Consider the following 21,791-nt stretch of genomic DNA (forward strand, 5'->3'; position numbering starts at 1 on the left):
GGCTACGGCAGCGCCAGCATCCGCTCCAGCGCCAGCTTCGCGTACTTCTCCGTCTCCGGGTCGACCTCGATCCGGTTGACCAGGTTGCCCTCGGCCAGCGACTCCAGCGCCCAGACCAGGTGCGGCAGGTCGATCCGGTTCATCGTCGAGCAGAAGCAGACCGTCCGGTCGAGGAAGACGATCTCCTTGTCCTCGGCCGCGAACCGGTTCGCGAGTCGGCGCACCAGGTTCAGCTCGGTGCCGATCGCCCACTTCGAACCGGCCGGAGCCGCCTCCAGGGCCTTGATGATGTACTCCGTCGAGCCGACGTAGTCCGCCGCCGCCACGACCTCGTGCTTGCACTCGGGGTGCACCAGCACGTTGACGCCCGGGATGCGCTCGCGCACCTCCTCGACGGACTCCACCGAGAAGCGCCCGTGCACCGAGCAGTGGCCGCGCCACAGGATCATCTTCGCGTCGCGCAGCTCCTCGGCGGTGAGGCCGCCGTTCGGCTTGTGCGGGTTGTAGACGACGCAGTCCTCCAGCGTCATCCCCATGTCCCGGACCGCGGTGTTCCGTCCCAGGTGCTGGTCGGGCAGGAAGAGCACCTTGGAGCCCTGCTCGAAGGCCCACTCCAAGGCCCGCTTCGCATTGGACGAGGTGCAGATCGTGCCGCCGTGCCGACCGGTGAAGGCCTTGATGTCGGCGGAGGAGTTCATGTACGAGACGGGCACGACCTGATCGGCGACCCCGGCCTCGGTCAGCACGTCCCAGCACTCGGCGACCTGCTCGGCGGTGGCCATGTCGGCCATGGAGCAGCCCGCCGCCAGGTCCGGCAGCACGACCTTCTGGTCGTCGGAGGTCAGGATGTCCGCCGACTCGGCCATGAAGTGCACGCCGCAGAAGACGATGTACTCGGCCTGCGGGCGGGCGGCGGCGTCCCGGGCGAGCTTGAACGAGTCCCCGGTGACGTCCGCGAACTGGATGACCTCGTCGCGCTGGTAGTGGTGGCCGAGGACGAACACCTTGTCCCCGAGCTTCTCCTTGGCCGCGCGGGCACGCTCCACCAGGTCCGGGTCGGACGGGGAGGGCAGGTCGCCGGGGCACTCGACGCCGCGTTCGCTCCTGGGGTCGGCCTCACGGCCGAGCAGGAGCAGCGCGAGCGGTGTGGGCTGGACGTCGAGATCCTGGACGGGGTGGGCCGTGGTCACGTCACGCACCCTTTCTTTGAGCCTTTTCGTCTAAATGACGCTATCTATCATATCTGCTTCATGTCACTTTGACGACGGCGATAGCGTCGATGTGACGCATCCGCCGGGACGGCCCGTGTGCGAGCATGAAGGGAACACAGGCAAGCGCTCGGTCCGGAATGAATCCGCGGCTCCGACGGTTGCTACGTCGACAAGCAGTCTCCGTACAACCCGGGAGAGAAGCAGATGTCCGTATCGGACGAGACCACCACCGTGAGCGACGGCATCCTCCTGTCCGACGCCGCCGCAGCCAAGGTCAAGGGCCTGCTGGAGCAGGAGGGCCGTGACGACCTGGCGCTGCGCGTCGCCGTCCAGCCCGGCGGTTGCTCGGGCCTGCGCTACCAGCTCTTCTTCGACGAGCGTTCGCTCGACGGCGATGTCGTGAAGGACTTCGACGGCGTCAAGGTCGTCACCGACCGGATGAGCGCCCCGTACCTGGGCGGCGCCTCCATCGACTTCGTCGACACGATCGAGAAGCAGGGCTTCACGATCGACAACCCGAACGCCACGGGCTCCTGCGCCTGCGGCGACTCCTTCAGCTGAGCCCTGAAGGCAGCAGAGCGGTACGACTGACGGCGGTTCCGGAATCCGGGGCCGCCGTCAGTCGTGCTCGGGGTGGGGAGTCAGGCGCGCGGCACCGCGTTGCCCGATGCCGCGTCGACCACCTTCCGCTCACCGAGCGGGGCCTCGAGCGTCACCGTCCGGGTCAGTTGCTTGGCGATCGTGATGCAGGTCTTCTTCGCGCTCGGCGCCGACTCGGTCAGCGTCACCCGGACCGTCTGCCCGTCCTCGGCCGCGCTCGCCGCGTAGGCGGGGCACACGCCGCCCCAGAACGTCACCGACAGGGTCCGCCCCTCGGTGCTGTACGACAGGATCGTGCGACCGGTCCTCGTCGTCCCCCCACTGTCGGGGGACTTCGTCGCGGGGGCGTCCTTCGTCAGATACGCCGGATCCACCGCGACCTGGGTGAGGGTGTCGCCGCTGCCGTCCGCGCCCGGCCGGACCGTGAAGATCCAGGACGGCACCAGCATCTGCTTCCCGTCCACGTACCGGGCCCCCAGGCCGAAGACCGCCCTGTCGACCGTCACCGTCGTCGTACGAGGCTCCACCCCGGTCTGCTCGGCGCAGCGGTAGAGGGGCGACACGCTGCCGTCCCCGGCCGGTACGGGGTCGGCGCAGCCGCCGATGTTCCCGCCGCCCGGCGGCTGCGCGGCGTTCAGCTGCTTCAGCGCCTCGGCCGCGCCGATCACCGGGTACACGTCCCCCTTCGCCAGGCCCTTCAGCTGCCCGCTGCCGCCGACCACGTCGCCGTCGGGGCCGATCTGGACCCCGGTGGCCCAGCCGTACGTCGGCAGCCCGTCCACCACCGGATCGGCGTTCACCACCCGTACCGAGCCCATCAGCTGGCGGGCGTCGAGGGCGGCGTCGTCCTGGCCGACGGCCTTCAGCACGGGCGCCGCGGCCGCCTTCGCGGCCTTCTCGCTCACCGGTGTCCCCGAACCGCCCGGCGCCACGTGCTTGCCCGAACAGGCCGTCACGCTCTCGCAGTTGTCCGTGCCACCGGAGCCGTACCGGGCGAACGTCCAGGTCCCGGGGGCCTGCCTGGCCACCCGGAGCACCGGCCCCGAGCCGTCCCCGTCGGAGCCGACCTGCCAGGACGTGCCCGCGGTCCGGGGAACGCCCTGCACGCCCAGTGCCTTCGCCAGCCGTGCCACCTCGGCCGCCGTGACGGTCCCGGCCGCCCGCTGGACGGCGGCCCGGTCCGGACCGTCCGGCAGGATGCCGGACGCGCGGTAGACCACCCGGTCGCCGTACGGGTCCGGTTCGCCCGGCGCGATGCCCTGCGAGGGCCCGCCGGACGGTGCCGTCTCGCCCGCGCCCTCGTCCAGGGCCAGCGGGGGAGGGGTGCGGCCCCCGCTGCTCGCGCTCTCGCCGTCCGCCGCGGTGGCGGCCCAGTACGCTCCGCCACCCCCGATCAGCAGAACGGCCGCGGCCATCGAGGCCACCGCGAGCGGCGAACGCCGCCGGGGGCCGGTCACGTCGTTTTCGGGTCCCTCAGTGCTCACCGGATCGCTCCTCCGCCTGCATCGCCGTCGCAGGCCGTCACCGGCCTGCCCCTTCCGTCCCGCGCGTGCGGACACCGTTGGGACGGGGCTCGGGAGCGGACGGTTCCCTCAGAGTGCCGGGAGGCGATCGGCGCCGGGCTCAGTCGCCGTACTCGGACATGGCGTCGATCAGCCGGGCGGAGGATTCGGGCACGGTGATCCCGTGAATCAGGGACGGCGCCACCCGATCGGGGGCAGACTTCGCCGGGGCCACCCAGTGCGGAGCCATCCGCGCGCAGTCTCCGCGCAGCTCGGCCAGGCTCATCTCGGACTCAGGTGCGGCGGTGTGATTCGACATATCCGCACCGTAGACATCACACACCTCGGGAAGAAAGACCTACTATCGGGTAGTTTCGACCGCTTCAGGGCGGGTGCGGGAAGCGGGTAGCGTGAACTGTCACGCCGCCCCGGGAACACAGGCCACCCCCCGTTCCCCCCGATCTCCGCAGGAGCAGTCTCCCCGTGCGAATCGCAGTCACCGGCTCCATTGCCACCGATCACCTCATGACCTTCCCCGGCCGTTTCGCCGACCAACTGGTCGCGGATCAGCTGCACACGGTCTCGCTCTCCTTCCTGGTCGACAACCTCGATGTGCGCCGGGGCGGTGTCGCCGCCAACATCTGCTTCGGCATGGGTCTGCTGGGGACGAAGCCGATCCTGGTCGGTGCCGCGGGCTCCGACTTCGACGACTACCGCGCCTGGCTCGACCGGCACGGCGTCGACACCGGTTCGGTCCGGATCTCCGAGGTCCTGCACACCGCCCGCTTCGTCTGCACCACGGACGCCGACCACAACCAGATCGGCTCCTTCTACACGGGTGCGATGAGCGAGGCCCGGCTCATCGAGCTGAAGGCCGTCGCCGACCGGGTCGGCGGCCTCGACCTCGTCTCTATCGGTGCCGACGACCCCGAGGGGATGCTCCGCCACACCGAGGAGTGCCGCACCCGCGGAATCCCGTTCGCCGCGGACTTCTCGCAGCAGATCGCCCGGATGGACGGCGAGGAGATCCGGATTCTTCTCGACGGGGCCACGTACCTCTTCTCCAACGAGTACGAGAAGGGGCTCATCGAGTCCAAGACCGGCTGGAGCGACGAGGAGATCCTGGCCAAGGTGGGGCACCGGGTCACCACGCTCGGCGCCCGCGGTGTCCGGATCGAGCGGGTCGGCCACGAGGCGATCGAGGTCGGCTGCCCGGAGGAGGAGATCAAGGCCGACCCGACCGGTGTCGGCGACGCCTTCCGGGCCGGTTTCCTCTCCGGTCTCGCCTGGGGTGTCGGCCTGGAGCGCGCGGCCCAGGTCGGCTGCATGCTCGCCACCCTGGTCATCGAGACGGTCGGCACCCAGGAGTACACCCTGCACCGCACCCACTTCATGGACCGCTTCACCAAGGCGTACGGCCATGACGCCGCCGCCGAGGTCCGCGCCCACCTGGGCTGAACCCGGCAGGAGGCTCAGGTCAGCCGGCGGACCACATAGGCCGAACCGCGGTCCGCCGGCTCCTCGCCCACGTACTCCTGCTGCCGCATCGCGCACCAGGCCGGGATGTCCAGGCGCGCCGCCTCGTCGTCGCTGAGCACGGTCACCGTCCCGCCGGGCGGTACCTCCCCGATCACCTTCGCGAGCTCGATCACCGGGATCGGGCAGCGCTTCCCGAGGGCGTCGACCATCAGGGACGCCGTCGCGGCGGGGGCGGAGGGTGCCGAGGCGGGCGCGCCCAGCCTCTCCCGTACCTCCGTCACCACCCGGGGCAGCACCTCCAGGAAGCGTTCGACGTCCTCCTCCGTGGTGCCGGTCGGCAGTGACACCCGGACGTTCCCCTCCGAGAGCACTCCCATGGCCTTGAGCACATGGCTCGGCGTCAACATGCTGCTGGTGCAGGACGATCCGGACGAAACGGAGAATTCAGCCCGGTCCAGTTCGTGGAGCAGTGTCTCTCCGTCGACATAGAGACAGGAGAAGGTCACCAGGTGCGGCAGCCGCCGCACGGGATCACCGACCACCTCCGTATCGGGCACCAGCTGCGGCACCCGGGCCCTGATGCGGTCGACCAGGGCCCTCAGCCGTACGGACTCCGCCGCGGCCTGGGCCCGCACCGCCCGCAGCGAGGCCGCCGCGGCCACGATCGCCGGAAGGTTCTCGAACCCCGCGGCCCGCCCGGACTCGCGTTCGTCGGCCGGCCCCGCCGCCGCGAACCGCACGCCCTTGCGCACCGCCAGCAGCCCGACCCCCGAGGGGCCGCCCCACTTGTGCGCGCTGGCCGCCAGCAGCGACCAGCCCTCCGGCACGGGCCCCCAGCCCAGCGACTGGGCGGCGTCCACCAGCAGCGGCACCCCTGCCGCCCGGCAGGCCTCCGCGACCTCGGCCACCGGCTGCACCGTGCCGACCTCGTGGTTGGCGGACTGCAGACAGGCCAGTGCGGTGTCCCCGCCCAGCTCCTGTGCGTACGCCGCCGCGGTCACCGCACCCGACCGGTCCACCGGGACCCGGAGTACCGACCCGCCCTGCGCCTCATGGGCGGCGGCCGCATGGAGGACCGACGAGTGCTCCACCGCGGAGACGACCAGACGGCGTCCGACACGCCGACGCCCCGCAAGAGCTCCGAACATTCCGGAGTGCACCGAGTGAGTCCCCGAAGGAGTGAATGTGAGCTCGTCCGGACGGCATCCGACAGCCTCCGCGGCGGTCTCCCGGGCGGCGTCCAGCAGCAGCCGGGCCCGCCGTCCCTCGCGGTAGAGCCGGGACGGATCGGCCCACCCCTCGTCCAGCGCGGCAAGCAGCGCCTGGCGGGCGACGGGGTGCAGGGGGGCGGAGGACGCGGCGTCGAAGTAGGGCACACGGCCACGCTAGCCCGCGTCGGGTCCGGGCCCGCGGTCGGACCGCCCGCCCGAACAGGAGAAGGGGCGTCAGATGACGGACGCAGGCCCGTATTCCACCCCTTCGAGGGCTCGGGCGGCGCGTTGGGCACCCTCCCCGCGCGACCCCAAATAGCGTCCAGTAGGGTTTGGTCCGCATAAACATCCAAACCCCTGCCCGCGTCAGGGCGGCGACCGACCAGAACGACGGCCGCGCCGACCGCGCGGGCGAGACTCTCGGGAAGGCGCTACGTGAGTCCCAACGGCTCCGACCGCTCGTCGCGGCGCCCGATGCGGCGGAAGCTGCCGCAGGTGCTGACTGCGGGCCTGATCCTGGCGACCGCTACCGGTTGCACATACAAGGACTTTCCCCGTCTTGGAATGCCTACGCCGGTAACGGAAGAGGCACCACGGATCCTCTCCCTCTGGCAGGGCTCGTGGGCGGCAGCGCTCGCCACGGGCGTGCTGGTGTGGGGCCTGATCCTGTGGAGCGTCGTCTTCCACCGACGCAGCCGCACCAAGGTCGAGGTTCCTCCGCAGACCAGGTACAACATGCCCATCGAGGCGCTGTACACCGTGGTCCCTCTGATCATCGTCTCGGTGTTGTTCTACTTCACCGCGCGCGATGAATCGAAGCTCCTCTCGCTCTCGCCGAAGCCCACCCACACCATCAACGTGGTCGGCTACCAGTGGAGCTGGGCCTTCAACTACATCGAGAACGTGGAAGGCTCCACCGCCACGGGCACCGTCCCCAAGGAGCTCGACGCCATTCCGGACAGGTACCGGGCGGACTTCCCGAAGAATGCGGGAGGCGTCTACGACTACGGCATCCCGGGAACCCGGAACCCGCAGAACGGCAACCCGGGTCCGACCCTGTGGCTGCCGAAGGGCGAGAAGGTCCGTTTCATTCTGACTTCGCGTGACGTCATCCACTCCTTCTGGGTGGTGCCGTTCCTCATGAAGCAGGACGTCATTCCGGGCCACACCAACGCCTTCGAGGTGACTCCCAACCAGGAGGGCACCTTCATGGGCAAGTGCGCCGAGCTCTGCGGCGTCGACCACTCCCGGATGCTCTTCAACGTCAAGGTTGTCTCCCCGGAGCGTTACCAGGCGCACCTCAAGGAGCTGGCGAAGAAGGGCCAGACGGGCTACCTGCCGGCCGGTATCGAGCAGACTGAACCGGCCAGGAACGCGGAGACCAACAAACTGTGAGCATCCTCAACGAATCTCAGGGTGCCGCGGCAGCAGACGACTCGTACGAGGACGAGCTGCCGGTCCGGCGCAAGCAGCCGGGAAACGTCGTAGTGAAGTGGTTGACCACCACTGACCACAAGACGATCGGCACGATGTACCTGGTCACCTCGTTCGCGTTCTTCTGCATCGGCGGTCTGATGGCGCTCTTCATGCGCGCCGAGCTGGCCCGTCCGGGCACGCAGATCATGTCGAACGAGCAGTTCAACCAGGCGTTCACGATGCACGGCACGATCATGCTGCTGATGTTCGCGACGCCGCTGTTCGCCGGGTTCGCGAACTGGATCATGCCGCTGCAGATCGGTGCGCCGGATGTGGCGTTCCCGCGGCTGAACATGTTCGCGTACTGGCTGTACCTCTTCGGTTCGCTCATCGCGGTGGCCGGCTTCCTCACCCCGCAGGGTGCGGCCGACTTCGGCTGGTTCGCCTACTCCCCGCTCTCGGACGCCGTCCGTTCGCCGGGTGTCGGCGCCGACATGTGGATCATGGGTCTGGCCTTCTCCGGCTTCGGCACGATCCTCGGCTCGGTCAACTTCATCACCACGATCATCTGCATGCGCGCTCCCGGCATGACGATGTTCCGCATGCCGATCTTCGTCTGGAACGTCCTGCTGACCGGTGTGCTGGTCCTGCTGGCCTTCCCGGTCCTGGCCGCCGCGCTCTTCGCGCTGGAGGCGGACCGCAAGTTCGGTGCGCACATCTTCGACGCGTCCAACGGTGGCGCACTGCTCTGGCAGCACCTCTTCTGGTTCTTCGGCCATCCAGAGGTGTACATCATCGCCCTACCATTCTTCGGGATCATCTCCGAAGTCATTCCGGTCTTCAGCCGGAAGCCGATGTTCGGCTACATCGGTCTGGTCAGCGCGACGATCGCCATCGCCGGCCTCTCGGTGACCGTGTGGGCGCACCACATGTACGTCACCGGCGGTGTGCTGCTTCCGTTCTTCTCGTTCATGACCTTCCTCATCGCGGTACCGACCGGTGTGAAGTTCTTCAACTGGATCGGCACGATGTGGAAGGGGTCGTTGTCCTTCGAGACACCGATGCTCTGGGCCATCGGCTTCCTGGTCACCTTCACCTTCGGTGGTCTGACCGGTGTGATCCTGGCGTCGCCCCCGATGGACTTCCACGTCTCGGACTCGTACTTCGTCGTCGCGCACTTCCACTACGTCATCTTCGGCACCGTGGTCTTCGCGATGTTCTCCGGCTTCCACTTCTGGTGGCCGAAGTTCACCGGCAAGATGCTGGACGAGCGCCTCGGCAAGATCACGTTCTGGACGCTGTTCGTGGGCTTCCACGGCACGTTCCTGGTGCAGCACTGGCTGGGTGCCGAGGGCATGCCGCGTCGTTACGCGGACTACCTCGCCGCGGACGGCTTCACCACGCTGAACATGGTCTCGACGATCTCCTCGTTCCTGCTCGGCCTGTCGGTCCTGCCGTTCTTCTACAACGTGTGGAAGACCGCCAAGTACGGCAAGAAGGTCGAGGTCGACGACCCGTGGGGCTACGGCCGTTCGCTGGAGTGGGCGACCTCCTGCCCGCCGCCGCGGCACAACTTCCTCACCCTGCCGCGGATCCGCTCCGAATCCCCGGCGTTCGACCTGCACCACCCGGAGATCGCGGCGCTCGAGCAGCTGGAGAGCCACTCCGCGCATGACAAGGCCCTCGCGGGTGGCAAGGAGGCGGACAAGTGAGGATCCAGGGCAAGCTGTTCCTCTGGCTGAGCCTCTTCATGCTCGCCATGGCCATCACGTACGGCGTGTGGTCGAGGGAGCCGGCCGGTACCACCGCGCTCTTCCTGGCGTTCGGTCTGAGCGTCATGATCGGCTTCTACCTGGCCTTCACCGCGCAGCGGGTCGATGCCATGGCCCAGGACAACAAGGAAGCCGATGTCGCGGACGAGGCCGGCGAGGTCGGGTTCTTCTCCCCGCACAGCTGGCAGCCGCTCTCGCTGGCCGTCGGTGGCGCCCTGGCCTTCCTGGGCGTGATCTTCGGCTGGTGGCTGCTCTACTTCTCGGCCCCGATGGTCCTGATCGGCCTGTTCGGCTGGGTCTTCGAGTACTACCACGGCGAGAACCGCACTCAGTGACCGAGTGTCACCGCTCCACCTGACGGGGGGCCCGTACTTCTCCACCAAAGGAAGTACGGGCCCCCCGTTTGCAGTCGCATTACGGGCCAAAAGGGATGAATTTCCGTAGCTTGTGTTCATGGACCACACGCCGCGTTTCCGCCCCGTAGTGAGCTGCACTCTGCTGGTCGTGACTCTGGTCGCAGGTGTGACCGCCTGTGGAGGGTCCGACGGCCATCCGCTCGCGGCGCAGCCCTACGATGCCGCGGACGAGATCTCCTCCAACCTCCCCGACGGGGACGAGAAGGCCGATTCCGACAAGCCGCTCGAGGTCACCGTCGACGACGAGGGCCGGATCACGGACGTGTCGGCCGTGGACGCGCTCGGGCGCCATCTGGCGGGCGAGCTCGACGCCGACGGGAAGCGCTGGCGCTCCACCACCGCGCTCGCCGCCGGAACGCGCTACACGGTCCGGGTCAGCATGGAGGACGAGAACGGAGACCCGGGCAGCCGTACGCTCTCCTTCGAGACCGACGCGGCCAAGGCCAAGAAGCGCCTGAAGGTCGCCTTCGGCCCCGAGGCGGGCACCTACGGCGTCGGACAGCCCATCACGGCGCAACTCAGCGCCCCGGTCAAGGACAAGGCGTCCAGGGCCGTCGTGGAGAGTGCCCTGAAGGTCCGCTCCGTGCCCGCCGTGACCGGTTCCTGGTACTGGGTCGACGACAAGACCCTGCACTACCGGCCCAAGGAGTACTGGCCCGCCAAGGCCACGATCACCGTCACCAGCGGCCTGGAGGGCATCAAGGTGGCGGAGAACCTCTACGGAGACTCCACGAAGGCCCTGAGGATCACCACGGGCGACCGCGTCGAGGCCGTCACCGACGCGTCCACCCACACGATGACCGTCAAGCGCAACGGCAAAGTGATCAACACCATTCCGGTGACCACCGGAAGGCCGGGCTTCGACACCCGAAACGGGGTCAAGGTCGTGCTGAGCAAGGAATACTCCGTACGCATGCGCGGTGAGACCATCGGCATCTCGGCGGACTCCGAGGACGGTTACGACCTGATGGTCCACTACGCCACCCGCGTCACCTGGAGCGGCGAGTACGTGCACGCGGCCCCCTGGTCCGTCGGTTCGCAGGGGTACGAGAACGTCAGCCACGGCTGCACGGGCATGAGCACCAGCTACGCCGAATGGTTCTACAACACCGTGCGCACCGGCGACATCGTCCAGGTCGTCGGCAGCCAGGGCGCGACGATGACGCCGTTCGACAACGGCTACGGTGACTGGAACCTGTCCTGGGGCAAGTGGCAGCAGGGCAGCGCTCTGCAGAAGAACGCCACCCCGGACCGCAACGACACGCTTCAGGCGGCGCGACTGCGCCCCGAGGTGTGACCGGCCCGGGGTGCGCTGCCCCTCGGCGGGACCGCGAACGCGGCGACGGGCCTCAGGCGGACACGCAGTCCCTGCTGCGCAGCAGGGCGGCCAGGGCGTCCGCGAATCCGACCGGTTCGACCGGCAGGGTCACCGCGGCGTCCGCGCGGCTCCAGGTGGCCAGCCAGGCGTCCTGCGGGCGGCCGATCAGCAGCAGTACGGGAGGGCAGCCGAAGATCTCGTCCTTGATCTGGCGGCAGACGCCCATGCCGCCCGCGGGCGCCGTCTCGCCGTCCAGCACGCAGACATCGATGCCGCCGTTGTCCAGGGCCTCCAGGACGGCGGGCAGGGTGGCGCACTCCAGGAACTCCACCGGTGGCACATCGGCCGCGGGCCTGCGCCCGGCTGCCAGCCTCACCTGCTCACGAGTGTTGGCGTCGTCGCTGTAGACCAGGACCGTGGCGGTCGGCTGCATTGTTCCTCCGTGACATCCGTGTCTTCGGGGCTTTGTGGGCATGAACCGATGCGCGGATCGTACTCCGCCCGATGGCGTGTCAGCACTGCTCCGGACAGCGGATTCACGGGTCGTTCGGGTAGGGCACACGGGGTTGACACACCGAACGGCACCCCCCGGAGTGAGGGCGGGATAAGGGACCGACATAATGTCGGTCGTGGCGACAGCAACGACAGTAGAAACCGGGCACGCGCACCCGTCGGTCAATCGACCGAACCTCACCAGCGTCGGAACCATCATCTGGTTGAGTTCCGAGCTGATGTTCTTCGCGGCCCTCTTCGCGATGTACTTCACCCTGCGATCGGTGACGGGACCGGACCACTGGAAGGAAATGGCTTCGGCCCTGAACTTCCCGTTCTCGGCGACGAACACCACGATCCTGGTGCTCTCCTCACTCACCTGCCAGCTCGGCGTCTTCGCCGCGGAGCGGGGCGACGTGAAGAAGCTCCGTACCTGGTTCGTGATCACTTTCGTGATGGGTGCGATCTTCATCGGAGGCCAGGTCTTCGAGTACACCGAGCTGGTGAAGAAGGACGGCCTCTCGCTGTCCTCCGATCCGTACGGCTCGGTGTTCTACCTGACGACCGGCTTCCACGGGCTGCACGTGACAGGCGGTCTCATCGCCTTCCTGTTCGTACTGGGCAGGACGTACGCAGCCAAGAGGTTCACCCACGAACAGGCCACCGCCGCCATCGTCGTGTCCTATTACTGGCACTTCGTCGATGTCGTGTGGATCGGCCTCTTCGCCACGATCTACATGATCAAGTAATCGGGTTCGAACCCGAACCACATCCAGCATCGACGCAGAAGATCCTGACACCGGGGTAATCCGTGAAAAAGCTCTCCGCACGACGACGCCATCCGTTGGCGGCGGTCGTCGTACTACTCCTCGCGTTGGCGGCCACTGGGGGGCTGTACGCCGCGTTTGCGCCTGCGAGCAAGGCGCAGGCCGACGACACCGCCCAGTCCCTCGCCATCGAAGAGGGTAAGAAGCTGTACTCCGTCGGTTGCGCCAGCTGCCACGGAACCGGCGGTCAGGGCACCACCGACGGGCCGAGCCTGGTCGGCGTGGGCGCCGCCGCCGTGGACTTCCAGGTCGGTACCGGCCGCATGCCGGCGCAGCAGCCGGGTGCCCAGGTACCGAAGAAGAAGGTCATCTACAGCCAGGCCGAGATCGACCAGCTCGCGGCGTATGTCGCGTCGCTCGGTGCCGGTCCGGCCGTCCCGACCGAGAAGCAGGTCAGCCCTGAAGGCGCGGACGTCGCCAAGGGCGGCGAACTGTTCCGTACCAACTGCGCACAGTGCCACAACTTCACCGGTCAGGGTGGTGCACTGTCGGACGGCAAGTACGCGCCCAGCCTCGAAGGCGTGAGCGCGAAGCACATCTACGAGGCCATGCAGACCGGCCCGCAGAGCATGCCGTCCTTCCCGGACACGACGATGCCCGAGCAGCAGAAGCGGGACATCATCGCGTACATCAAGACCGTGAACAGCTCCGAGACGGCGAACCCGGGCGGTCTCAGCCTGGGCGGCCTGGGCCCGGTCAGCGAGGGCTTGTTCGCCTGGATCTTCGGGCTCGGCGCACTGATCGCAGTTGCCATTTGGGTCGCGGCCCACACCGCTAAGGCCAAGAAGTCATGAGTAGCCAAGAGATTCCAGACGAGAACCTGCCCGCTGAGCAGGAACCCGCGCACGGCGCGGTAGAGGTCGCTGAGGACCCGTTCGCCGACCCGGGGCTGCCGGCCCACCAGCCGCGCATCCAGGACATCGACGAGCGGGCCGCGAAGCGCTCCGAGCGCGCCGTCGCGTTCATGTTCACGCTGTCCATGCTGGCGACGATCGGCTTCATCGCCTCGTACGTCATCTTCCCGGTCGACAAGATCGTGTACATCTGGCCCTTCGGCCATGTGAGCGCGCTCAACTTCTCCCTGGGTCTGACCCTGGGCGTGGCTCTCTTCGCGATCGGCGCCGGGGCCGTCCACTGGGCGCGCACCCTGATGTCCGACGTGGAGGTCGCCGACGACCGGCACGCCATCGAGGCCACGTCCGAGGTCAAGGCGAAGGTTCTCGCCGACTTCGCGGACGGTGCCCGGGAGTCCGCGATCGGGCGGCGCAAGCTGATCCGCAACACCATGTTCGGTGCGCTGGCCCTGGTGCCGCTCTCCGGCGTCATGCTGCTGCGCGATCTCGGACCGCTGCCGGAGAAGAAGCTCCGCAACACCCTGTGGGCCAAGGGCAAGCAGCTCATCAACATGAACACGATGCAGCCGCTGCGTCCCGAGGACGTCGCCGTCGGTTCGCTGACCTTCGCCATGCCCGAGGGTCTGTCGGAGCACGCCGAGGACTTCCAGAACCAGATCGCCAAGGCCGCGCTGATGATCGTCCGCATTGAGCCGAAGGACATCAAGGACAAGCGCGAGCGCGAGTGGGCCCACGAGGGAATCGTGGCCTTCTCCAAGATCTGCACCCACGTCGGCTGCCCGATCAGCCTGTACGAGCAGCAGACGCACCATGTGCTGTGCCCGTGCCACCAGTCCACCTTCGACCTCTCCGACGGCGCCCGCGTCATCTTCGGGCCGGCCGGTCACGCTCTTCCGCAGCTGCGGATCGGTGTGAACAGCGAGGGCAACCTCGAGGCGCTCGGTGACTTCGAAGAGCCCGTCGGTCCTGCATTCTGGGAGCGCGGATGAGTACTGCGACCACGAACCCGTCCGGTGCCGCCGCACCGGGCAATCGCAAGGCACCCGCGGGCGAGCGGGTTGCCGACTGGGCAGACGGCCGGCTGGGGATCTACTCCCTGGCCAAGGCCAACATGCGCAAGATCTTCCCGGACCACTGGTCCTTCATGCTGGGCGAGGTCGCCCTCTACAGCTTCATCATCATCATCCTCACGGGTGTGTATCTGACGCTGTTCTTCCACCCGAGCATGAACGAGGTCGTGTACCACGGCTCGTACGAGCCGATGCAGGGCATCCGGATGTCCGAGGCCTACGCCTCGACGCTGGACATCAGCTTCGACGTCCGTGGTGGTCTGCTGGTCCGGCAGATCCACCACTGGGCCGCGCTGATCTTCCTGGCCGGCATGTTCGTGCACATGATGCGCGTCTTCTTCACGGGTGCGTTCCGCAAGCCGCGTGAGGTCAACTGGCTGTTCGGCTTCCTGCTGTTCGTGCTGGGTATGTTCACCGGCTTCACCGGCTACTCGCTCCCGGACGACCTGCTGTCCGGCACGGGTGTCCGCTTCACCCAGGGCGCGATCCTGTCGATGCCGATCGTCGGCACCTACATCTCGATGTTCCTGTTCGGCGGGGAGTTCCCCGGTCACGACTTCGTCGCCCGGTTCTACTCGATCCACATCCTGCTGCTGCCGGGCATCATGCTCGGCCTGCTGGTGGCGCACCTGATCCTGGTCTTCTACCACAAGCACACGCAGTTCGCGGGTCCCGGCCGCACCAACAAGAACGTGGTCGGCATGCCGCTGCTGCCGGTGTACATGGCGAAGGCCGGTGGCTTCTTCTTCCTGGTCTTCGGCATCATCGCCGTCATCGCGGCGATCGCCTCGATCAACCCGATCTGGGCCATCGGCCCGTACCGCCCGGACCAGGTGTCCACCGGCGCCCAGCCCGACTGGTACATGGGCTTCGCCGAGGGTCTGATCCGAGTGATGCCGGGCTGGGAGATCAACCTCTGGGGTCACACGCTCGTCCTGGGTGTGTTCATCCCGCTGATGGCCTTCGGACTGGTACTCGCGATCATCGCGGTCTACCCGTTCGTCGAGTCCTGGATCACCGGGGACAAGCGCGAGCACCACATCCTGGACCGCCCGCGCAACGCTCCGACCCGGACGGCCTTCGGCGTCGCCTGGATCACCGAGTACGTCATCGTCTTCATCGGCGGTGGCAACGACCTGTGGGCCACGCACTTCCACCTGTCGCTGAACGCCATCTCGTGGTTCGTCCGGATCTTCATCTTCGTCGGACCGGTCCTCGCGTTCATCGCCACCAGGCGGATCTGCCTCGGCCTCCAGCGCCGCGACAAGGAGAAGGTGCTGCACGGGCGCGAGTCCGGCCTCATCAAGCGCCTGCCGCACGGTGAGTTCGTCGAGATCCACGAGCCGCTCAGCCCCGAGCAGATGCACACGCTCACCGCGCACGAGCAGTACAAGCCGGTCGAGATCGGCCCGACGGTCGACGAGAACGGTGTCGAGCGCAAGGTGTCCGCACTGCAGAAGCTGCGCGCCCGGCTCAGCAAGGGCTACTTCGGCGAGGACAACCAGATCGCCAAGCCCACCGTCGAGGAGTACAAGGAGATCACCAGCGGCCACGGTCACCACTGATCGCCTGAACTGATCGCCACAGCAGGAGCCCCGTCCATCCGATGGACGGGGCTCTTCGCTGTCCGCGGCGCTCGATAGGGTGGGAGAGACCCCTTTTTCCGGCTGTGGACCCAGGAGCGGACCATGAACGTTGTGACCCCGATCGGCGGCGACAGCGTGGCGGACCGTTCCTGGCCCGGCGTGCTGAACCCGTTGCTGCGCGGCGAGGACCTGAGCGCGGACGACACCGCGTGGGCCATGGACCGCATCATGAGCGGTGAGGCGACCGATGTGCAGATCGCCGGTTTCGCGGTGGCCCTGCGCGCCAAGGGCGAGACCGTCGACGAGGTGTCCGGCCTGGTGCGCGCGATGTACGAGCACGCCCACACCATCCAGGTACCCGGTCGCACGGTCGACATCGTCGGCACCGGCGGTGACCTCGCCAAGACGGTCAACATCTCCACGATGTCGGCGATCGTCGTCGCGGGCACCGGCGCCAAGGTCGTCAAGCACGGCAACCGCGCCTCCTCCTCGGCGAGCGGTTCCTCCGACGTGCTGGAGAAGCTCGGCGTCAATCTGGAGCTCACCGCGCAGCGGGTCGTCGAGGTCGCCGAGGAGGCGGGCATCACCTTCTGCTTCGCGGTGAAGTTCCACCCCGCTCTGCGGTACGCGGCCAAGGCCCGCAAGGAACTCGGCGCCCAGACCACGTTCAACATCCTCGGACCGCTCACCAACCCGGCCAAGGTGCGTTCCCAGGCCATCGGCGTGGCCGACCTGCGGATGGCGCCCATCGTCGCGGGCGTCCTCGCCGAGCGCGGCAACTCGGCCCTGGTCTTCCGCGGTGACGACGGCCTGGACGAACTGACCACGACCGCGACCTCACGCGTCTGGGTGGTCCGGGACGGGGCGGTGCGCGAGGAGGCGTTCGACCCGCGCGACATCGGCCTGGAGCTGGTACCGACCCAGGCGCTGCGCGGCGCCGACGCCTCGTACAACGCGGATGTGGCCCGCCGGGTGCTGGCCGGCGAGAGCGGACCGGTACGGGAGGCCGTGCTGCTGAACTCCGCGGCGGCGCTGGTCGCCCTGGACCCGACGGACGGCACGTTGAACGAGCAGCTCGCGGCCGGGATCGCGAAGGCCGCCGAGTCCATCGACTCGGGAGCGGCCCGGCAGGCGCTGGAGCGCTGGGTGACGGTCAGCAACGCCGGAGCGGGCGGCAGCGCCTGAGCCGACGGCAGGTGACGCGGGGCGCGGTCCGGATCCTGGACCGCGCCTTGCGCGTTCCCGCACGTGTGGCAGGATGCTGCGCAGGTCATGAGTGACAGCGACTACGGCCCCGGCCCGCTGTCCGGCAACCCTCCGTCCGTGGCGGGGTGCCCCGGGTGAAGACCAGGCCGTGGGCAGCGAGGCCCGCGGCAAGCGCGGGCCCCTCGGCATCAGTGAATGCCCACCCTCGGGGTCCTGGTCCCTAGGGAGTCTCTTGTGAGCATGCGAATGCGATAGGGCTGACCGGCCCCTCTCCGCACCCCCTGTCACTTTCCGCTGCGCTGCCGCGTATCCGCCGGCGCATGCGTCTCGCTTGCCTCTTACGGGAGTTCGCCATGTCTGTCTTCACTGCTGCCGCCGACCAGTCGCTTTGTACCCCTCTGTCGGTCCTGGGCGAGAATGTCACCGTTCCGCTCGTGACGGGTGGTGAGGTCACCTACGCCGCTCTGGACTACGCCGCCAGCGCCCCGGCCCTCCAGCGGGTCTGGGACGACGTCGCCGCATACGCCCCGTACTACGGCAGCGTGCACCGCGGCGCCGGGTACCTCTCGCAGCTCTCCACGGACCTCTTCGAGAACAGCCGTGCGACCGTCGCCGAGTTCCTCGGCTGCCGCGCCGACGACCAGGTGGTCTTCACCCGGTCGACCACCGACTCCCTCAACCTGCTGGCCGCCGCCCTCCCCGCCGACTGTCAGGTCTTCGTCTTCGAGACCGAGCACCACGCCTCCCTGCTGCCGTGGCGCGACGCCCGGGTGACCTACCTGAACGCCCCGCGCACCCCGGCACAGGCCGTCGAGACGCTGGAGCGCGCACTGGCCGACCGCGATCCCTACGGCCCCGCACTGGTCTGCGTCACCGGCGCCTCCAACGTGACCGGTGAGCTGTGGCCGGTTCAGGAACTGGCGGCGGCCGCGCATGCGCACGGCGCCCGGATCGTGCTGGACGCCGCCCAGCTCGCCCCGCACCACCCCGTGGACATCGCCGAGCTGGACGTCGACTGGGTCGCCTTCTCCGGACACAAGCTGTACGCGCCGTTCGGCTCGGGGGTCCTCGCGGGCCGCGCGGACTGGCTGCGGGACGCCGAGCCGTACCTGGCGGGCGGTGGCGCCTCGCGCCGGGTGGCCCGCCGGGCCGACGGCGGTGTGGACGTCGAGTGGCACTCCACCGCCGCCCGCCACGAGGCCGGTTCGCCCAATGTCATCGGCGTGTACTCCATCGCCTCCGCCTGCAGGGCGCTGACCGAGGCGGGCTTCGAGAACCTGGTCGCCCGGGAGCAGTCCCTCGTCGCCGCGGTCCGTGCCGGTCTCGCCGAGGTCCCCGAGGTCAAGGTGCTTTCGCTGTTCGGCGACGACGCCCCGCGGGTCGGCGTCATCTCCTTCGTGGTGGAGGGCTGGAACAGTTCGCACTTCGCCGCCGCGCTCTCCGCCGAGTACGGCATCGGCGTCCGCGACGGACTGTTCTGCGCCCATCCGCTGGTCCGCACCCTGCTGGGCAGCGACCCGCAGCAGACCGGTGAGTGCGGTGCACCGGAGGCCGGGCCCGGCGAGCTCTCGCTCAACGCGATCCGGGTGAGCTTCGGGGCCGGCACGCCGGACGAGCACATCGAGCGGTTCGTGGGCGCGGTCAAGGAACTGGTGACCAAGGGCGCCCGATGGAAGTACCGCACCGAGGGCGGCCGTTGTGTCCCGGACCGGGGCGCGGCGCAGCTCTGACGGGCAGACAACACGTCGGCGGGGTACGGGCCGGGGAGCCCGTACCCCGCCGACGTGTGAAGTGTGACGAGGGAGGTGTGCCTACGCGTCGAGGCCGATGGCGAAGGCGGCTTCCAGGTCGTGCTGGGAGTACGTACGGAAGGCCACGTGCGTGTCGGTGGCCTCGACGCCGGGGATCTTGCTGATCCGGCCGGGGATGACGTCCGCGAGATCGTCGTGCTTGGCCACCCGGACCATGGCGATCAGGTCGTACGTACCGGTGACCGAGAAGACCTCGCTGACACTGTCCAGCGCGGCGATGGCCTCGGCGATCTCGGGAATCCGGTCCACGCTGGTTTTGATGAGCACGATCGCGGTGATCACGGCTGACTTTCTCCCTCGGTGGCCCTGGCTGGTTCCTTCACTCTATCCGTACGCCCGTGACGCCCCCAGGCGTAGAGGAAGCCGAGGGCGAAGCCGACCACATGCGCCAGATAGGCCACGCCGGGGCCCCCGCTGCCGGCGCCCTGGACCGCCAGCCACTGCAGGACGAACCAGAAGATCAGCACGATCCAGGCGGGGAAGCGCAGCGGCAGGAAGAAGAGGAACGGGAACAGGCTGGTGACCCGCGCCCTGGGGAAGAGGTACAGGAACGCGCCGAGCACCGCGGAGATCGCTCCGGAGGCGCCGACGAGCGTCTGGCCGGACGTGGCGTGCGCGGCCGCGTAGGAGACCAGGGCGAGATAACCACAGCCGAGGTAGAAGAAGGTGAACTCGGCATGCCCCATGCGTTCCTCGACCATCGCCCCGAACACGTACAGGAAGAGCATGTTGCCGAGCAGATGCAGCCAGCTGCCGTGCACGAAGAGCGCGGTGAGCGGGGTGAGCAGGGCGCGTGCGGAGCCGGCCCACAGCTCGCTGGGGATCACGCCCCAGCGTTCGAAGTACCCGGCCTGGGCGGCGAGCAGGGCATCGGGGGTGCCGTGCGGCTGGTTGAAGCCGGAGAGCGGGCTGAACAGGAAGACCAGACCGCACACGGCGATCAGGGTATGGGTCACCAGCGGTCCGTCCGAGGTGACCGTCCGTAGGAGTCCACTGGTGCGTCTGCCGGCCGAAGCCCGCCGATCGATCATGAACAGAGCATGACGCAAGCGGAGGGAACGGGACAGACCGCCTCGCCGTGTCGGGGGGTGCGCCGAGGCCGTAGGGTTACGGCAGGACATCCGCAGTTCGACGGCGCACCGCGAGATCCTTGAAGCAGGCAGCACGAGGCTCGATGAAAGAGGACGCACGATGACGACGGTTCCCCTGCCGACCGACGAGACCCGCTGGCGCTGCACACTCTGCGGGAATCTCACCCGGTTCGACGTGACGCGCTCCTCCAAGGTCATCGAGTACGTCCACCTCGACCTCGCGGGGGAGTCCACGGTCGAGGAGCGTGAGGTGGTCAGTGAGACCATCGAGTCGGTGCGCTGCCGATGGTGCAACGCGGTGGATCAGATCGAACTGGTGGCCAGGCCGGGCGCCGACTCCTGACGGAGCCGTCCGGACAGACAAACTGTGGGGTGACGGATGGTGGAGCAGGCCGGAAGCGGCGCAGAGTCGGCCGAGGCTGCCGGCGAAGCCGTCGAGGCGCTCGACCGCCCACTGCCCGAAGGCGTTCGGCGGCGGGTCGTCGCGCTGGTGTCGGACGCCTTCGGGGGGCTGACGGTCACCGAACTCCCCACGCAGCTGAGGCAGTATGCCCGCTTCACCCCGACCCGGCGTGCCAAGTTCGCGGGGAATGCCATGGCGGCCGCGCTGGAGAGCGACGCGCTCTTCCGGCAGCGCATCGGCGAACGTCTCAGGGAGGCGCAGCCGGAGCTGACGGCCGCGCTGGAGGCCGGTTCGCCGCCCGCCGCGGCCGACCCCGTCGATGTGGCGGCCGCGGCCTATGTGCTGCGCCCGGCGGGCTGGGTGAAGCTGGTGGGCGCCGCGGGCGAGGAGGCCCAGCGGGTCAGTGCCGAGCGTGCCGACGAGGAGAGCCGTCGCGAGGTGCAGCGCCTGCGTGAGGAGCTGGACCAGGCCCGTTCCCAGGCGAGGAGCGAGTCCGAACGGCTCCGCGGCGAGCTGGACGCGGCCCGCAAGGAGGCCGAGTCCCTTCAGCGCAAACTGCGCAGTGCCGTCAACGAGGTCAGGCGCGGCGAGGCCGCGCTGCGCCGCAGTCGGGCCGAGGCCGATGCCGTACGGTCCGAGGCGGCCGCCCAGGTCTCCGCGGCCGAGAGCGAGAGCCGTCGGCTCAGGGCCCGGCTCGGTGAGGCCGAGGCGTCCGTCGAGGCGGCCCGCCGGGCGGCCAGGGAAGGGCGCTCGGTCGAGGACATGCGGCTGCGGCTGCTGTTGGACACGGTGCTCGACGCAGCCCGCGGGCTCCGCCGCGAACTGGCCCTGCCGCCCTCCTCGATGCGCCCCGCGGACAGTGCCGACGCGGTGGAGCCGGGCCGGATGTCGCCCAAGGACATTGCCGCCAGGGCCCTTTCGGAGACCGATCCGGCGCTGCTCGACCAGCTGCTCGCGCTGCCGCAGGCGCATCTGATCGTGGACGGCTACAACGTCACCAAGACCGGCTATCCGCAGCTGCCGCTGGAGAAGCAGCGGTTGAGGCTGCTGGGCGGTCTCGCGGTTCTCGCGGCGCAGACCGGCGCCGAGATGACCTGTGTCTTCGACGGGGCCGAACTGGCCGCCCCGGTGCTGCTCGCACCGCCGCGCGGGGTCCGGGTGCTGTTCAGCAAGCCCGGGGTGACCGCCGACGAACTCATCCGCCAGCTGGCGCGCGCCGAACCGCCGGGCCGGCCCGTCGTGGTGGTCTCCACCGACCGTGAAGTCGCCGACGGAGTGGCGAAGGCGGGCGCCAGGCCCGTTGCGTCCGTATTGCTCCTGAAGCGCCTTTCGCGCGTCCAGTGACGCTTGTCGGATCTCGGCGGAAATCAGGGAACGGACCGTCAGAGCGCCGCTACACCCTGTGTGATGAGGGTAAAGAATGACCGCGTGTGACGAGAATTTTCTTGTGAGGATTTGAACTGATCACAAGTTGGTCACTATGGTCAGGCCTCGAACCTTCGCACGGTTGATCACCCATCCGGGGT

The 21,791-nt window shown here is 68.6% G+C and carries 21 protein-coding genes and 1 riboswitch; of the genes, 14 read left to right on the forward strand and 7 right to left on the reverse strand.

The features are described 5' to 3' along the window. Positions 1-2: 2 nt before the first annotated feature. The gene (nadA, locus tag AB0L71_RS00410) at positions 3-1,199 is read right to left on the reverse strand and encodes a quinolinate synthase NadA (RefSeq protein WP_365236229.1); all 1,197 of its coding nucleotides are present in this window, start codon (positions 1,197-1,199) and stop codon (positions 3-5) included. Positions 1,200-1,415: 216 nt separating this feature from the next. On the opposite strand from nadA, the gene AB0L71_RS00415 reads away from it, so the two are divergent. Next, positions 1,416-1,772: an iron-sulfur cluster assembly accessory protein gene (locus tag AB0L71_RS00415; protein ID WP_030933606.1), complete on the forward strand. Its 357-nt coding sequence runs from the start codon at positions 1,416-1,418 to the stop codon at positions 1,770-1,772. Between the two features lie 80 nt (positions 1,773-1,852). On the opposite strand, the gene AB0L71_RS00420 is transcribed toward AB0L71_RS00415, so the two are convergent. Next, positions 1,853-3,295 carry a hypothetical protein gene (locus AB0L71_RS00420; RefSeq protein WP_365236231.1) on the reverse strand — a complete coding sequence of 481 codons (1,443 nt, stop codon included), beginning with the start codon at positions 3,293-3,295 and terminating at the stop codon, positions 1,853-1,855. Positions 3,296-3,434: 139 nt separating this feature from the next. Continuing rightward, the gene (locus AB0L71_RS00425; protein WP_365236233.1) at positions 3,435-3,632 is read right to left on the reverse strand and encodes a hypothetical protein; all 198 of its coding nucleotides are present in this window, start codon (positions 3,630-3,632) and stop codon (positions 3,435-3,437) included. A 164-nt stretch (positions 3,633-3,796) separates the two neighbouring features. Here AB0L71_RS00425 and AB0L71_RS00430 point away from each other — a divergent pair, with 164 nt between their 5' ends. Then, positions 3,797-4,771 carry a carbohydrate kinase family protein gene (locus AB0L71_RS00430; RefSeq protein WP_365236235.1) on the forward strand — a complete coding sequence of 325 codons (975 nt, stop codon included), beginning with the start codon at positions 3,797-3,799 and terminating at the stop codon, positions 4,769-4,771. Positions 4,772-4,785: 14 nt separating this feature from the next. Here AB0L71_RS00430 and AB0L71_RS00435 read toward each other — a convergent pair whose 3' ends face one another. After that, positions 4,786-6,168: an aminotransferase class V-fold PLP-dependent enzyme gene (locus tag AB0L71_RS00435; RefSeq protein ID WP_365236237.1), complete on the reverse strand. Its 1,383-nt coding sequence runs from the start codon at positions 6,166-6,168 to the stop codon at positions 4,786-4,788. 270 nt (positions 6,169-6,438) lie between these two features. Between AB0L71_RS00435 and coxB the strand changes: the two genes are divergently transcribed. The 4 genes from coxB to AB0L71_RS00455 all read left to right on the forward strand — a co-directional run bounded on the left by coxB (position 6,439) and on the right by AB0L71_RS00455 (position 10,904). After that, positions 6,439-7,398, forward strand: coding sequence for a cytochrome c oxidase subunit II (gene coxB / locus AB0L71_RS00440; protein ID WP_365236239.1), 960 nt, complete (start codon positions 6,439-6,441; stop codon positions 7,396-7,398). Then, complete coding sequence (gene ctaD / locus AB0L71_RS00445) at positions 7,395-9,131, forward strand: cytochrome c oxidase subunit I (protein ID WP_365236241.1); 1,737 nt, start codon at positions 7,395-7,397, stop codon at positions 9,129-9,131. Before coxB ends, ctaD begins: the two co-directional genes overlap by 4 nt. Then, the gene (locus AB0L71_RS00450) at positions 9,128-9,526 is read left to right on the forward strand and encodes a cytochrome c oxidase subunit 4 (RefSeq protein ID WP_365236243.1); all 399 of its coding nucleotides are present in this window, start codon (positions 9,128-9,130) and stop codon (positions 9,524-9,526) included. Before ctaD ends, AB0L71_RS00450 begins: the two co-directional genes overlap by 4 nt. Before the next feature lie 118 nt (positions 9,527-9,644). Further along, a complete protein-coding gene (locus AB0L71_RS00455; protein WP_365236245.1) occupies positions 9,645-10,904 on the forward strand; it encodes an Ig-like domain-containing protein in 1,260 nt (419 codons plus the stop codon). A 52-nt stretch (positions 10,905-10,956) separates the two neighbouring features. Here the strand turns inward: AB0L71_RS00455 and AB0L71_RS00460 are convergent, their stop codons facing one another. Beyond that, positions 10,957-11,358: a hypothetical protein gene (locus AB0L71_RS00460; RefSeq protein ID WP_365236247.1), complete on the reverse strand. Its 402-nt coding sequence runs from the start codon at positions 11,356-11,358 to the stop codon at positions 10,957-10,959. Between the two features lie 187 nt (positions 11,359-11,545). Between AB0L71_RS00460 and AB0L71_RS00465 the strand changes: the two genes are divergently transcribed. The 6 genes from AB0L71_RS00465 (at position 11,546) to AB0L71_RS00490 (ending at position 18,690) form a co-directional block, all read left to right on the forward strand. Further along, entirely contained in the window at positions 11,546-12,166 is a 621-nt protein-coding gene (locus AB0L71_RS00465) for a heme-copper oxidase subunit III (RefSeq protein WP_365236249.1), read from the forward strand. Between the two features lie 62 nt (positions 12,167-12,228). Then, positions 12,229-13,038 (forward strand): c-type cytochrome, encoded by an 810-nt coding sequence (locus AB0L71_RS00470; protein WP_365236251.1) that lies wholly within the window; start codon positions 12,229-12,231, stop codon positions 13,036-13,038. Then, positions 13,035-14,087 (forward strand): Rieske 2Fe-2S domain-containing protein, encoded by a 1,053-nt coding sequence (locus AB0L71_RS00475; RefSeq protein WP_365236253.1) that lies wholly within the window; start codon positions 13,035-13,037, stop codon positions 14,085-14,087. Before AB0L71_RS00470 ends, AB0L71_RS00475 begins: the two co-directional genes overlap by 4 nt. Further along, positions 14,084-15,733, forward strand: a complete 1,650-nt coding sequence (locus AB0L71_RS00480) for a ubiquinol-cytochrome c reductase cytochrome b subunit (protein ID WP_365236255.1) — start codon at positions 14,084-14,086, stop codon at positions 15,731-15,733. The genes AB0L71_RS00475 and AB0L71_RS00480 overlap by 4 nt, the downstream gene beginning before the upstream one ends. Positions 15,734-15,856: 123 nt before the next feature. Beyond that, complete coding sequence (trpD, locus tag AB0L71_RS00485; RefSeq protein ID WP_365236257.1) at positions 15,857-16,939, forward strand: anthranilate phosphoribosyltransferase; 1,083 nt, start codon at positions 15,857-15,859, stop codon at positions 16,937-16,939. A gap of 83 nt (positions 16,940-17,022) precedes the next feature. Further along, a riboswitch (SAM riboswitch) is annotated at positions 17,023-17,140 on the forward strand. 173 nt (positions 17,141-17,313) lie between these two features. Beyond that, a complete protein-coding gene (locus AB0L71_RS00490; protein WP_365236258.1) occupies positions 17,314-18,690 on the forward strand; it encodes an aminotransferase class V-fold PLP-dependent enzyme in 1,377 nt (458 codons plus the stop codon). A gap of 81 nt (positions 18,691-18,771) precedes the next feature. On the opposite strand, the gene AB0L71_RS00495 is transcribed toward AB0L71_RS00490, so the two are convergent. Further along, positions 18,772-19,053, reverse strand: a complete 282-nt coding sequence (locus tag AB0L71_RS00495) for an Lrp/AsnC ligand binding domain-containing protein (protein WP_093543818.1) — start codon at positions 19,051-19,053, stop codon at positions 18,772-18,774. Further along, positions 19,050-19,802: a rhomboid family intramembrane serine protease gene (locus tag AB0L71_RS00500; protein WP_365236261.1), complete on the reverse strand. Its 753-nt coding sequence runs from the start codon at positions 19,800-19,802 to the stop codon at positions 19,050-19,052. Before AB0L71_RS00500 ends, AB0L71_RS00495 begins: the two co-directional genes overlap by 4 nt. A gap of 160 nt (positions 19,803-19,962) precedes the next feature. On the opposite strand from AB0L71_RS00500, the gene AB0L71_RS00505 reads away from it, so the two are divergent. Beyond that, on the forward strand, positions 19,963-20,205 hold the full coding sequence (locus AB0L71_RS00505) for a hypothetical protein (RefSeq protein WP_365236263.1): 243 nt from the start codon (positions 19,963-19,965) through the stop codon (positions 20,203-20,205). A gap of 39 nt (positions 20,206-20,244) precedes the next feature. Next, positions 20,245-21,609 (forward strand): NYN domain-containing protein, encoded by a 1,365-nt coding sequence (locus AB0L71_RS00510; RefSeq protein ID WP_365236759.1) that lies wholly within the window; start codon positions 20,245-20,247, stop codon positions 21,607-21,609. The last annotated feature ends 182 nt before the right edge of the window (positions 21,610-21,791 follow it).

This window comes from Streptomyces sp. NPDC052052, assembly GCF_040680455.1.
Classification (GTDB): domain Bacteria; phylum Actinomycetota; class Actinomycetes; order Streptomycetales; family Streptomycetaceae; genus Streptomyces.